General features: G+C 56.8%; 9 protein-coding genes. 8 read left to right on the forward strand and 1 reads right to left on the reverse strand.

Going from position 1 to position 14,342, the window contains the following annotated elements; all coding sequences use genetic code 11:
• The first annotated feature begins 63 nt into the window (after positions 1-63).
• The 8 genes from L977_RS01405 (at position 64) to L977_RS01440 (ending at position 13,983) form a co-directional block, all read left to right on the forward strand.
• Complete coding sequence (locus L977_RS01405; protein ID WP_047624409.1) at positions 64-5,016, forward strand: alpha-2-macroglobulin family protein; 4,953 nt, start codon at positions 64-66, stop codon at positions 5,014-5,016.
• Position 5,017: 1 nt separating this feature from the next.
• Positions 5,018-7,345, forward strand: coding sequence for a peptidoglycan glycosyltransferase PbpC (gene pbpC, locus L977_RS01410; RefSeq protein WP_047624410.1), 2,328 nt, complete (start codon positions 5,018-5,020; stop codon positions 7,343-7,345).
• Between the two features lie 88 nt (positions 7,346-7,433).
• Positions 7,434-9,812: a DMSO/selenate family reductase complex A subunit gene (locus L977_RS01415; protein ID WP_047624411.1), complete on the forward strand. Its 2,379-nt coding sequence runs from the start codon at positions 7,434-7,436 to the stop codon at positions 9,810-9,812.
• Positions 9,809-10,438 carry a DMSO/selenate family reductase complex B subunit gene (locus L977_RS01420; RefSeq protein ID WP_014884815.1) on the forward strand — a complete coding sequence of 210 codons (630 nt, stop codon included), beginning with the start codon at positions 9,809-9,811 and terminating at the stop codon, positions 10,436-10,438. Before L977_RS01415 ends, L977_RS01420 begins: the two co-directional genes overlap by 4 nt.
• Positions 10,431-11,219, forward strand: coding sequence for a dimethyl sulfoxide reductase anchor subunit family protein (locus tag L977_RS01425; protein ID WP_047624412.1), 789 nt, complete (start codon positions 10,431-10,433; stop codon positions 11,217-11,219). Before L977_RS01420 ends, L977_RS01425 begins: the two co-directional genes overlap by 8 nt.
• Entirely contained in the window at positions 11,219-12,094 is an 876-nt protein-coding gene (locus tag L977_RS01430) for a 4Fe-4S binding protein (RefSeq protein WP_047624413.1), read from the forward strand. Before L977_RS01425 ends, L977_RS01430 begins: the two co-directional genes overlap by 1 nt.
• Positions 12,095-12,215: 121 nt before the next feature.
• Positions 12,216-12,647, forward strand: a complete 432-nt coding sequence (ndk, locus tag L977_RS01435; protein WP_003860625.1) for a nucleoside-diphosphate kinase — start codon at positions 12,216-12,218, stop codon at positions 12,645-12,647.
• Between the two features lie 169 nt (positions 12,648-12,816).
• Positions 12,817-13,983, forward strand: coding sequence for a bifunctional tRNA (adenosine(37)-C2)-methyltransferase TrmG/ribosomal RNA large subunit methyltransferase RlmN (locus L977_RS01440; protein WP_014884812.1), 1,167 nt, complete (start codon positions 12,817-12,819; stop codon positions 13,981-13,983).
• A gap of 139 nt (positions 13,984-14,122) precedes the next feature.
• Here the strand turns inward: L977_RS01440 and L977_RS24865 are convergent.
• Positions 14,123-14,342, reverse strand: a 220-nt coding sequence (locus L977_RS24865) for a hypothetical protein (RefSeq protein WP_231563478.1), incomplete at its 5' end; no start/stop codon positions are given.

Here is a 14,342-nt window from a genome sequence, read left to right on the forward strand (position 1 = left end):
AAACTTGCGGATAATACTTATCCGGACGACGACCAACAGGCCCCCTCAGGCCAGGGACAAAGGATGAAACCGTTTCGCTTAGCCGCGATCTCTCTCGCGCTGCTTACCACATTTACGCTTGTCGGCTGTGACAACAGCGACGATAAATCTCAGACTGCGGCTCCCGCAGCATCTACCACATCAACCCCGAAAGCGGCTGAAAAGCCTGATGCAGAAAAATTGGCAAAACTGGCGGCACAGAGCCAGGGCAAAGCATTAACCCTACTGGATGCCTCTGAAGTACAGCTGGACGGCGCCGCCACGCTGGTGTTGACCTTCTCTGTTCCGTTGAATCCCGACCAGGATTTCGCGAAAACAGTGCATGTCGTGGATAAGAAAAGTGGCAAGGTTGACGGAGCGTGGGAACTTGCGCCTAACCTGAAAGAGCTTCGCCTGCGTCATCTGGAGCCCAACCGTAATCTGGTTGTCACCGTCGAACGTGGTTTACAGGCGCTGAACAAAGCAACGTTCGACATTGATTATGAAAAAGCGATCACCACCCGGGATGTCGAACCGACGGTCGGTTTTGCCAGCCGCGGATCGCTGCTGCCGGGCAAAGTGGTGGAAGGGCTGCCGGTGATGGCGCTCAACGTCAACAATGTGGACGTCAATTTCTACCGCGTGAAGCCGGAATCGCTGGCTTCCTTTGTCAGTCAGTGGGAGTACCGTAACTCCCTGACCAACTGGGAATCCGACAACCTGCTGAAGATGGCGGAACTGGTTTATACCGGTCGCTTTGATCTCAATCCGGCGCGCAATACCCGTGAAAAACTGCTCCTGCCGCTCAAGGATATCAAGCCGCTCCAGCAGTCTGGCGTCTATATCGCGGTCATGAACCAGGCCGGACACTACAACTACAGCAATGCCGCAACCCTCTTTACCCTGAGCGATGTCGGGTTATCCGCTCACCGTTACCACAACCGCCAGGACATCTTTACCCAGAGTCTGGAAAACGGTGCGGCGCAGTCCGGTGTCACCGTCACGCTGCTGAATGACAAAGGGCAGACCCTTGCCGAGGCGAAAAGCGATGCGGACGGTCATGCGACGCTTGAAACCGACAAAGAGGCCGCGCTGATTCTGGCGAGCAAAGATGGCCAGACCACGCTGCTTGATCTCAAACTTCCGGCGCTCGATCTGGCGGAGTTTGATATCGCCGGTAATCCGGGCTACAGCAAGCAGTTCTTTATGTTTGGTCCGCGCGATCTCTATCGCCCGGGTGAAACCGTGATCCTCAACGGCTTACTGCGCGACAGCGACGGAAAGCCGCTCCCCGACCAGCCTGTGAAGCTTGACGTGTTGCGTCCGGATGGACAGGTGGCGCGCACGATGGTCGTTAAGCCAGAAAACGGGCTCTATCGTTTTAACTATCCGCTGGATAGCGGTGCGCAGACCGGCATGTGGCATATCCGCGCGAACACAGGTGATAACCAGCAGCGTCTGTGGGATTTCCACGTGGAAGATTTCATGCCTGAGCGTATGGCGCTGAATCTGACAGGTCAAAAAGCACCGGTTTCCCCGCAGGATGACGTGGACTTTAACGTAGTAGGCTATTACCTGTACGGTGCGCCGGCTAATGGGAATTCACTGCAGGGCCAGCTTTTCCTCCGCCCACTGCGTGAGGCCGTGCCTGCACTGCCAGGCTTCCAGTTTGGGGACATCGCTGAGGAAAACCTGAGCCGCAGTCTGGATGAAGTGCAGCTTACGCTGGACGAACAGGGGCGCGGGCAGGTTACGACTGAAAGCCAGTGGAAAGAAGTGCATTCGCCGCTACAGCTGATCCTGCAGGCCAGCCTGCTGGAGTCGGGCGGTCGCCCGGTGACGCGTCGCGCTGAGCAGGCCATCTGGCCGGCGGCTGAACTGCCGGGTATCCGTCCTCAGTTCGCCAGCAAGGCCGTATACGACTACCGCACGGATACCACCGTCAACCAACCCATTGTTGACGAAAACGGTAATGCCAGCTTTGACATCGTTTATGCCGATGCCAGCGGGGCGAAAAAAGCGGTATCCGGCTTACAGGTGCGCCTGATCCGCGAGCGCCGCGACTACTTCTGGAACTGGTCTGAGAGCGAAGGCTGGCAGTCTCAGTTCGATCAAAAAGATCTGGTTGAAGGTGAACAGGAGCTTAGCCTCAAGGCCGATGAAACCGGCAAGGTCACTTTCCCGGTGGAGTGGGGCTCATACCGTCTGGAGGTGAAAGCGCCTGATGAGATGGTCAGTAGCGTGCGTTTCTGGGCAGGATACAGCTGGCAGGATAACAGCGATGGCACGGGGGCAGCACGCCCTGACCGCGTGACGCTGAAGCTGGATAAACCCGCTTATCAGCCAGGCGATACCATCCAGCTGCATATCGCTGCACCCGCCGCAGGCAAGGGTTATGCCATGATCGAATCCAGCGAAGGGCCGCTGTGGTGGAAAGAGATCGACGTACCGGCAAACGGGCTCGATCTCTCGATTCCGGTAGATAAAGCCTGGAAACGTCACGATCTCTATCTCAGCACACTGGTGGTGCGCCCTGGGGATAAATCGAAATCCGCCACGCCGAAACGCGCGGTTGGTCTGCTGCATCTGCCGATGGGAGACGAAAATCGTCGCCTGAACATTGCGCTCGATAACCCGCAGAAAATGCGGCCAAATCAGACGCTCTCGGTGAAGGTGAAAGCCAGCGTGAAAGAGGGTGCGGTTCCACAGAAAGTGAACGTGCTGGTTTCGGCAGTGGACAGCGGCGTGCTGAACATTACCGATTACATTACGCCAGATCCGTGGCAGGCGTTCTTCGGCCAGAAGCGCTACGGCGCGGATATCTACGATATCTACGGCCAGGTCATTGAAGGACAGGGCCGCATGGCGGCGCTGCGCTTCGGCGGTGATGGCGATGAACTGAAGCGCGGCGGCAAACCGCCGGTGAACCACGTCACCATTGTTGCCCAGCAGGCTCAGCCGGTTACGCTGGATGCTAACGGGGAAGGTACCGTTACGCTGCCGATTGGAGACTTCAACGGCGAGCTGCGCCTGATGGCACAGGCCTGGACGGAAGATGATTTTGGCAGCAGTGAAAGCAAGGTTGTGGTGGCCGCACCGGTCATTACCGAGCTGAACACCCCGCGTTTCCTGGCGAGTGGAGATACCTCGCGCCTGACGCTGGATCTGACCAACCTGACCGACCAGCCGCAAACGCTGAACGTTGCCCTGACTGCGACAGGCAAACTGTCCCTGGAGGGCGCGCCGCCGCAGCCGGTTCAGCTGCCGCCGGGCGCGCGTAGCACCCTGTTTATTCCAGTACGTGCGCTGGAAGGCTATGGCGACGGTGAGGTGACGGCACAGGTTACCGGCCTGCAGCTTCCGGGAGAAACCTTCGCAGCGCAGCAGAAAAGCTGGAAAATCGGCGTACGTCCGGCATTCCCGGCACAGACCGTCAATACCGGAGCGATGCTGAACCCGGGTGAATCCTGGACCGCACCGGCGCAGCATAGTAGCGGTTTCTCTCCAGCCACTCTGCAGGGGCAACTCCTGCTGAGCGGTAAACCACCGCTCAACCTGGCGCGCTATATTCGTGAACTGCAGGCGTATCCGTATGGCTGTCTGGAACAAACCACGAGTGGCCTGTTCCCGTCGCTCTACACCAACGCGGCGCAGCTCACCGCGCTTGGTATTAAGGGCGACACGGATGACAAGCGCCGTGCTGCCATTGATATTGGGATCTCGCGTCTGCTGCAGATGCAGCGCGAGGAGGGCGGCTTTGCGTTGTGGGATAAAAACGGCCCGGAAGAGTACTGGCTGACCGCCTATGTCACTGACTTCCTGGTGCGTGCAGGCGAGCAAGGCTACAGCGTGCCTGCCGAAGCCGTGAATAACGCCAATAGCCGCCTGCTGCGCTACCTGCAGGATCCGGGCATGATGTCCATTCGCTACAGCGACGACACCCAGGCCAGCAAATTTGCCGTACAGGCTTATGCCGCTCTGGTGCTGGCGCGCCAGCAAAAAGCACCGCTGGGTGCGCTGCGCGAAATTTGGGATCGTCACGCTCAGTCTGCTTCCGGGCTGCCGCTGATGCAGCTGGGTATGGCGCTCAAACTGATGGGCGATGCCCCACGCAGCCAGCAGGCACTGGACCTGGCGCTCAAAACGCCGCGCAACGACAGCAAAAACTGGATGGCCGATTACGGTAGTCAGTTGCGCGATAACGCGTTGATGCTCTCCCTGCTGGAAGAGTACAAGCTGCTGCCGGATGCGCAAAATACGTTGCTGAATGCGCTGTCTGAACAGGCTTTCAGTCAGCGCTGGCTGTCTACTCAGGAGAGTAATGCCCTCTTCCTGGCCGGACGTTCGCTGCAAACTTTGTCAGGTGCATGGCAGGCGAAAACCTCGCTGTCTGATACCGCCTCAGGCGGTGATAAATCGCTGGTACAAAACGTCAACGGCGACCAGCTTGGCGCGCTGCAGGTGACCAATACCGGCACTTCGCCACTGTGGGTTCGCCTGGACAGCACGGGTTATCCGGAATATGCGCCTCAGCCGAGCTCGAACGTGCTGCAGGTTGAACGTCACATCCTGGCAACCGACGGCAGCAGTAAATCGCTCTCATCTCTGAAGAGTGGTGAACTGGTACTGGTGTGGCTTGAGGTGAAAGCCAGCCAGAACGTGCCGGATGCGCTGGTGGTGGATCTTCTCCCGGCGGGTCTGGAGCTGGAAAACCAGAACCTGGCGAGCAGCAGCGCCAGCCTGCAGGACAGCGGCAGCGAGGTGCAAAACCTGCTGAGCCAGATGCAGCAGGCGGATATTCAGCATATGGAGTTCCGCGACGACCGCTTTGTGGCCGCTGTGCCGGTCAACGAAGGTCAGCCGGTCACGCTGGTTTACCTGGCGCGCGCCGTCACACCGGGAACTTACCAGGTGCCGGTCCCGATGGTGGAGTCTATGTACGTTCCGCAGTGGCGGGCAACGGGTGCGGCCAGCGGCCCGCTGATTGTTGTTCCGTAATATGCTGAAAGCACGTCTGACACGCTCCCGCTGGCTCTGGCTGGCGGGAGCGCTTCTCATTTTATGGGGGCTGGTTTTCGCCGCCGACCGCCTGTGGCCGTTACCTCTGAAAGAGGTGAACCCCGCCCGGGTGGTGGTGGATGAGAACGGCACGCCGCTGTGGCGTTTTGCTGACGCGGAGGGCATCTGGCGCTATCCGGTGACCATTGAAGAGGTCTCTCCCCGCTATCTTGAGGCGCTAATCCAGTATGAAGATCGCTGGTTCTGGGATCATCCCGGCGTAAACCCACTCTCTGTCATGCGCGCCGCCTGGCAGGATCTCACCTCCGGGAGAGTGGTCTCGGGTGGAAGTACGCTTACCATGCAGGTGGCGCGCCTGCTGGATCCGCATCCGCGCACCTTCGGTGGAAAGATCCGTCAGCTCTGGCGGGCGATGCAGCTGGAGTGGCATCTCTCCAAACGCGATATTCTTACGCTGTATCTCAACCGTGCCCCGTTTGGCGGCACGCTGCAGGGGGTAGGGGCAGCAAGCTGGACCTATCTGGGGAAACCACCTTCGCAGCTTAGCTACTCCGATGCAGCGCTGCTGGCCGTACTGCCGCAGGCACCAAGTCGTCTGCGCCCGGACCGCTGGCCGGAGCGGGCCGAAGCGGCACGCAATAAAGTGCTCGACCGCATGATGACCCAGGGCGTCTGGTCAGAAAAACAGGTAAAAGAGTCCCGTGAAGAGCCGGTATGGCTGGCTCCCCGTCAGATGCCGCAGCTGGCGCCGCTTTTTGCTCGCATGATGCTCGGCAAAAGCCGCGACACAAAAATTGTCACCACGCTGGATGCCGGACTACAACGACAGCTGGAAGAGCTGGCGATGAACTGGAAATCCCGCCTGCCGGCACGCAGCTCGTTGGCGATGATCGTCGTGGATCATACGGATATGAAAGTGCGCGGCTGGGTCGGTTCGGTGGATATTAACGACGACAGTCGATTTAGCCATGTTGATATGGTCAATGCGATCCGATCGCCGGGATCGGTGCTGAAACCCTTTATTTACGGTATGGCGCTGGATGATGGCCTGATCCATCCCGCCTCATTGCTTCAGGACGTTCCTCGAAAAACCGGTGATTATCGCCCCGGAAATTTCGACAGCGGCTTCCACGGGCCGGTCAGCATGAGTGAAGCGCTGGTACGCTCCCTCAACCTGCCGGCGGTGCAGGTGCTGGAAGCCTACGGGCCAAAGCGTTTTGCCGGAATGCTGAGCAATGCCGGGCTGCCGCTGATCCTGCCTGCGGGGGCACAACCGAATTTGTCGCTGATTTTGGGAGGTGCAGGCGCGCGGCTGGCCGATATCGCCGCTGCCTATAGCGCCTTTGCCCGACACGGCAAGGCGGGAAGGCTGCGCTTCCAGCCTGGCGACGCGCTTGTTGAGCGCCCGCTGTTATCGGCAGGTTCAGCGTGGATTATTCGCCGTATTCTCGCCAACGAGGCGCAGCCGCTGCCGGACAGTGCGCTACCGCAAATTGCGCCGCTGGCGTGGAAAACCGGCACCAGCTACGGCTACCGTGATGCCTGGGCAATTGGGCTGAACGCCCGTTACGTCATTGGCATCTGGACCGGAAGACCGGACGGCACGCCCGTGGCCGGGCAGTTTGGTTTTGCCAGCGCGGTGCCGCTCCTGAATCAGATAAATAACCTGCTTCAGTCTCGGTCGACGGTAGACGAAGCCCGCCTGCCGCGCGATCCGCGTCCGGAGAGCGTCGGGCAGGGTGTGATCTGCTGGCCTGGCGGTCAGTCGCTGCCGGAAGGCAGTGAAAACTGTCGGCGTCGCCTTTCCACATGGTTGCTGGAAGGAAGTGAGCCGCCTACGCTGCTTTTACCGGAACAGGAAGGTATTCGCGGCATTCGTTTCCCGGTCTGGCTTGATAAAACGGGTAAGCGTGTTGCAGCAGATTGCCCGGATGCCACGGAGAAAATCCTCGATGTCTGGCCGCTGCCGCTGGAGTCGTGGCTGCCAGCAGCAGAAAAAAGGGCGGCGCGTCTTCCTGCGAAATCAACAGTCTGTCCGCCTCTGGATAATAACAATGCGGCACCACTGATGATTTCGGGAATCAGAGAGGGAGCTGTGATTAAGCGACTCCCGGGTGAAGGAAATGTGACGCTTTCTGTCAGTACGACAGGTGGAGAAGGTGAGCGCTGGTGGTTTTTAAACGGAGAACCGTTAAAAGGACGGAATTATAATTATTCATTAAAATTATATTTGCCGGGTAATTATCAATTATTTGTGATGGATGAGGCAGGACAAACGGCGACGGTAAATTTCGAGCTGGGCCGTTAAGTTTTACCCCTAAAGCGTTAGCTTGATAATTATCAACATTCGTTCCTGAAAAAAAACGAGAATGCGTTTTTATTTGAAGGAACGAGCAATGAAAAAAAATAAAAATCAGGGAGAGGGTTTTATTCCCGAGATATCCCGACGTCATTTTATTCAGGCAGGATCGGCGCTCGCCGCCCTTCCGCTTGTTGTGACAACCCGCAACGTACAGGCGCAGGACGCCGCGGCAACACGTGCGGCGCCGGAAGAAAAAGTGGTGCAAACCTGCAGCACGTTTGACTGCGGGGGGAAGTGTGATATTCGAGCTCACGTCAGCGAAGGCGTTGTCACCCGAATTTCCTCGCGCCCGGATAATGCATTGGATCCGCAGATGCCGGTTATGCGTGCCTGTGTTCGTGGCAGAGCGTATCGGAAATTTGTTTATCATCCCGATCGGCTTAAATATCCAATGAAGCGTACAGGTAAACGTGGTGAAGGAAAATTCGAACGTATTACCTGGGATGAAGCCACGACGCTGATTGCGAATCAATTAAAAACGATTACGCAAAAATACGGTGCGGCTTCACGCTATGTTCATGTGGGTACCGCAGTTTCTGGCGGAACGTTTTCCGGCGATAAAATGGTTCGTCGTCTGCTCAACTTAACCGGCGGCTACCTCGAAAGCTATCACTCGGTCAGTATGGGTAACACGGCGGCAGCCACGCCGTATACCTATGGCACCGCTGCCAGCGGCAGTTCTCTGGACACGCTGCTTGATACGAAACTGGTCATCCTCTGGGGGCATAACCCGACGGAGACGATTTTTGGTCACAGCAACTACTTCTTCCAGAAGATGAAGCAAAACGGCACCCGCTTTATCGTTGTCGATCCGCGCTATTCAGACACGGTTTCCTCCCTTGCCGATCGGTGGATCCCGCTGCTTCCTGCCACTGATAACGCCCTGATGGATGCCATGATGTACGTGATCGTCACAGAGAACCTGCACGATCGCGACTTCATTCAGCGCTATACCCTGGGCTTTGACGAAGCATCAATGCCGGAAGGCGTTCCGGCCAATGAATCCCTGATGGCTTACCTGAGCGGGGCAAAAGACGGCGTGGCGAAAACCCCTGAGTGGGCCGAGAAAATTACCCATGTGCCTGCGCAGACTATCCGTCAGCTGGCTCGCGACTACGCAAATACTAAACCTGCTGCACTGATCCAGGGTTGGGGGCCGCAGCGTCACAACTGCGGCGAGCGCACCGCGCGCGGCTCAACGTTACTGGCGACGCTAACGGGTAACGTCGGCGTCAAAGGCGGCTGGGCGGCAGGCTATGGTGGCTGCGCTAACCGCAAATTTGCCGTTGGGCCCGAAATGTCGGATAACCCGGTAAAAGCCAAAATATCGGTGATGAACTGGGTGCAGGCCGCCGACGATGCTTCTCAGGTGACGGCGGAAGTCGGTCTGAAAGACGCAGACAAGCTGGACAGCAATATCCGCATCCTGTTCTCGCTGGCCGGCAATTACCTGGCTAACCAGAACCCGGATCTCCATCAGGCGACCCGCGTGCTGGAAGACGAGTCGAAAATCGAATTTATTGTCGCAAGCGATCTGTTTATGACGCCGAGCGCCAGATACGCCGATCTTCTCCTGCCGGAAACCAGCTTTATGGAGCGCTGGAATATTGGCGAAACCTGGGGGACCGCGAGCTATCTGATCCTGTCGGAAAAGCTGATTGAGCCAGAGTTTGAGCGCCGTTCAGATTGCGACTGGCTGCGTGAGGTTGCCGCTAAGCTCGGCATTGAATCCGCGTTCAGCGAGGGCCGTGACGAAAAAGCGTGGATTGAGCACATCTGGGAGCAGACGCGGCTGGCGATGCCGGAGGAAAATCTGCCGGACTTCACGACGCTACAGAAAACGCGTCAGCATCTTTTCAAAAGCGCGCCGTACGTTGCCTTTGAAGACAACATTCGCGATCCGCAAAATCATCCGTTCCCGACGCCGTCCGGGAAGATTGAGATCTTCTCGAAGCGTCTGTACGACATGCAACACCCGGAAATTCCGGCGCTATCGCACTACGTTCCCGCTCATGAAGGCCCGGAAGATGAACTGGCGAAAACTTTCCCGCTTCAGCTGATTACCTGGAAAGGGAAAAACCGTGCCAACTCAACGCAATATGCTAACCCGTGGTTAATTGAAGCCCAGCAGCAAAAGCTGTGGATTAACCCGCAGGATGCGCAAAAGCGCGGCATTGCGCAGGGCGATACCGTGCGCATCCATAACGCGCGCGGCATTTGTGAAATCCCGGCCGAGGTGACGCCGCGCATCATTCCAGGCGTCGTTGCCATGCAGGCTGGTGCCTGGTGGCAGCCGGACGAGCAGGGTATTGATAAAGGTGGTTGCGCGAACGTCCTCAGTTCAGCCCGTATTACCGCGCTTGCGAAAGGGAATTCTCATCAAACCATGCTGGTGGAGGTAGCGAAAGCATGAGTCAGTTTAAACACTACGCGCCGGTGAGCGATAAACAGCTGGGTTTTTATATCGACTCCTCCCGCTGTTCGGGCTGCAAGGCCTGTCAGGTGGCGTGCAAAGATAAAAATAACCTTGAGGTTGGACGTCGTTTCCGCCGCGTTTATGAAGTCAACGGCGGAAATTTCATTCCAACCGGGCAGGGGGGCGTCAGCAATAACGTTTTTGCTTACACGCTCTCTATTTCTTGTAACCACTGTGCGGACCCGGTCTGCACCAAAAACTGCCCGACTACCGCGATGCACAAGCGTCCGGGCGACGGCATCGTGCGCGTCGATACGGACAAGTGCGTTGGCTGCGGCTACTGCGCATGGTCATGTCCTTACGGCGCGCCGCAGCTCAATGAGCAGACCGGACAGATGTCGAAATGCGATTTTTGCGTGGATCTCCAGGCAAAGGGGGAGCAGCCAGTCTGTGTGGCAACCTGTCCACTCGAAGCGATCAAATTCGGACCCATTGATGAACTTCGGGAGAAATACGGCGCGGTCTGCGATGTGAAAGGTTTGCCTGATTCTTCCATCACACAACCGAACCTGGTAGTCAAAGCGCATCAGGGTGCAGAGAAAGAGGGGAAGCGTCATGCATGAGTTACCATTGATGATATTTACGCTGTTCCTGCAGGGATCGGTAGGCGTGACCCTCTGGCTGGCGTTTGGCGAGGCGCGCGCATCGCAGTCTCGTCTGCTGCTGCCCGCTGCCGGGGCGTTTGTCCTGGCCAGTCTGGGGCTTATCTCCTCGGCGCTGCACATGGGCTATCCGCTCAACGCCCTTAACGCGCTGCGCCACGTTTCCAGCTCCTGGCTGAGCCGTGAGATCGTCTTTGCCAGCCTTTACCTTGCGGCACTGGGCCTTGCGACGCTGCTGATGTTTGCCAAAAAACCAGGCTGGAAGCTGCTGTTGGTTGTGGCCGGTGTTGCCGGGCTGGTGGATGTGTTCTGCATGGCGCAGATCTACATGCATACGTCGGTGGTGACCTGGCAGCACATTAACACTCTGGTGCTGTTCATCGGCTCAGTGGGGATCATAGGTTCAGCCTGCATGGCCGTTGGGCTGCGCTGCCAAACTTCCGTGCGTGCGGCGGTTGTCATTGTCGCGCTGCTGGTGCTTGTGCGGCTGGTCATGCAGCCCGTCTGGCTGGCAGACATTGCGACCATGGATAACACCGTGGTGACGTTCCCTCACGCACCGTTGCAGATGCTGGAGCAACTGCGCACGGTACATCTGCTGAGCTGGTGCGTTTCGGTTGCGGGTATGCTGTGCTTTGCCGCGGGCGGTCTGAAAGCGGCGCGAGGCCCAATGCTGCTGGGCAGTGCGCTGTTGATCGTGGGTGAGCTTATGCTGCGCTTCGTTTTCTTCAGTATTGGCTGATGGGCGAATTGTCATTATCCCCGGCGATAGAGGTGACGCGTGCGTGCGTGCGTCGCCGTTTTCGCCATGCTGCCTGCAGTGCCTGCGCGGACGTTTGTCCCGCGCAGGTTTTTTCTTTTACTGAAATGGGCATCTCGGTTGATGAACAGCGCTGTATAGGCTGCGGTGACTGCCTGTTCGTCTGTCCCACCGAGGCCATTGCCGACATCACGCCGCGAAAACGCTTTCTGCGTGGCGAGACCCTCGTTGGACCTTTTACTGAACATGCCCCAGGGGTGAATGAGCTGCTGCTATGGCACGCGCAACACCGTGTGCGTTTTATCAGTATTGAAGCGGAATACTACCCGGCCTGGTTACTGGCGCTTGCCCGGCTTAATCTTGTGCTTCGTCGACGGGGTGAAGCGGTATGGGCTTTTAAGCCTGACCCGATCAACGAGGTGAATATTGCCCGCCGTGCGCTTATGTATGTTCCGCGGGAGGATGTGCGCCGCTGTAACGTCGTGCCGGGCCAGCGTCAGCTGCGCAGGGCATTCGCAGGATTTAGTGAGTCAGATATCGTTCTCGACATCGGAAAATGTATGTTGTGTGGGGCATGCTGGCGAAGCTGCACGGAAAACGCAATTCGTTTTGAGAATGCCACGCTGGTGGTGGAAACCGGACGCTGTACCGGGTGTGGGGGGTGCGAAGCGGTGTGTCAGCATGGCGCGATAAGCATAACGCAGACAGAACAGAGCGCGAAAAGCAGCGTGACGCCTGCCTGTGAGGCTGTTTGCCTGACGTGTCATCGTCATTTCTGGTCATTCAGGATGGATGAAAAGCACTGCCCCCTCTGTTCACGCCATCACTTCGCTATGCGCGATTCGACCTGTTGCTAATCTTCGTCTCATTTTAAAAAAATGTTATGCAGAACCATAGGCAATGGCGCTATTGCTCATTATAATCCGCGCCACACCATACTCAGGTATGCAAAACAACAGAACATTGACAGAGGTTATCATGGCTATTGAACGTACTTTTTCCATCATCAAACCAAACGCGGTGGCAAAAAACGTTATTGGCAGCATCTTCGCTCGCTTTGAATCAGCAGGGTTCAAAATTGTTGGCACCAAAATGCTGCACCTGACCGTTGAGCAGGCTCGCGGTTTCTACGCTGAGCACGAAGGCCGTCCATTCTTTGACGGTCTGGTTGAGTTCATGACCTCCGGTCCTATCGTGGTATCCGTGCTGGAAGGCGAGAACGCAGTACAGCGCCATCGCGATCTGCTGGGTGCAACCAACCCGGACAACGCGCTGGCCGGTACCCTGCGCGCTGACTACGCGGACAGCTTCACCGAGAACGGCACCCACGGTTCTGACTCCGTTGAATCTGCTGCACGCGAAATCGCCTTCTTCTTCGCAGAAGGCGAAGTGTGTCCACGCACCCGTTAATTTAACGGTTTCGTTTACACATTAATTTCGTAAATGCCACGTGCAAACGTGGCATCCCTGCGCCAGACTTTGTACAATGCAACGCCCCGGATGAGCAGACCGCTGTCCGGGGCGTTTCTATTCAACCCTCCAGGGGCCACAACGTGTAACAACGAGGCCGGAAAATATTATGTCTGAATTAGTGAATACCTCCGAAGTCGCCATTCCTGCGGTTCCCAATAAAAATGGAAAAATTAACCTGCTGGACCTGAACCGTCAGCAGATGCGCGAGTTCTTTAAAGATATGGGTGAGAAGCCGTTTCGTGCCGATCAGGTGATGAAATGGATGTACCACTACTGCAGCGACAACTTTGATGAAATGACTGACATCAACAAAGTGCTGCGTAACAAGCTCAAAGAAGTGGCTGAAATCCGCGCCCCGGAAGTGGTGGAAGAGCAGCGCTCTGCCGATGGCACCATCAAATGGGCGATTGCCGTAGGCGATCAGCGCGTTGAAACCGTCTACATCCCGGAAGAAGACCGCGCCACGCTGTGTGTCTCCTCCCAGGTGGGCTGCGCGCTGGAGTGCAAATTCTGCTCTACCGCACAGCAAGGGTTCAACCGTAACCTGCGTGTCTCTGAAATTATCGGCCAGGTCTGGCGCGCCGCGAAAATCGTCGGTGCGGCAAAAGTGACCGGTACCCGTCCTATCACCAACGTGGTGATGATGGGGATGGGTGAGCCGCTGCTGAACCTGACTAACGTGGTACCGGCAATGGAAATCATGCTGGATGACTTCGGTTTTGGCCTGTCCAAGCGTCGTGTGACGCTGTCGACGTCAGGCGTTGTCCCTGCGCTGGATAAGCTTGGCGACATGATTGACGTTGCGCTGGCTATCTCCCTGCACGCACCAAACGATGAAATTCGTGACGAAATTGTACCGATCAACAAAAAGTACAATATCGAAACCTTCCTCGCTGCCGTGCGCCGTTACCTGGAGAAATCCAACGCCAACCAGGGCCGCGTCACCATCGAGTACGTGATGCTTGACCACGTTAACGACGGTACCGAGCACGCGCATCAACTGGCTGAGCTGCTGAAAGATACGCCATGCAAAATCAACCTGATCCCATGGAACCCGTTCCCGGGGGCGCCGTATGGCCGTAGTTCGAACAGCCGTATCGACCGTTTCTCCAAGGTACTGATGGAGTATGGTTTCACCACTATTGTGCGTAAAACCCGTGGTGATGATATTGATGCAGCGTGTGGACAACTGGCTGGCGATGTCATTGATCGAACCAAACGTACCCTGCGTAAACGCATGCAGGGTGAGACGATTGCGGTCAAAGCTGTTTGATTATTATGCACTCACGGCGCATTATCTGCGCCGTGATGCATAATCTTACTGAATAATCAGTCAGATTCGTGAAGACTGATCAATAATTACGGTGCGTTTCATCCGACTTTCGGGCAGTATGTAACGACGTAACAACAGTTTAGCCGTTCGGGCAGGGCTGTACTGTCATCTCCGGGCTGACAGTCTTATACTGTCTGTTCAAGGTTAACTGACCTGAAGTTTCGCGGTGCGGGTGGCATTGTGACTCACCGGCACCTGAACCCTTTTTTTCACGTACCAGTAGTTGTAGCGAATGAATACTGAAGCCACTCACGACCAACATGAAGCACTCTCCACTGGCGTTCGTCTTCGCAATGTTC

The organism is Enterobacter sp. ZOR0014 (assembly GCF_000798855.1).
GTDB lineage: Bacteria > Pseudomonadota > Gammaproteobacteria > Enterobacterales > Enterobacteriaceae > Enterobacter > Enterobacter kobei.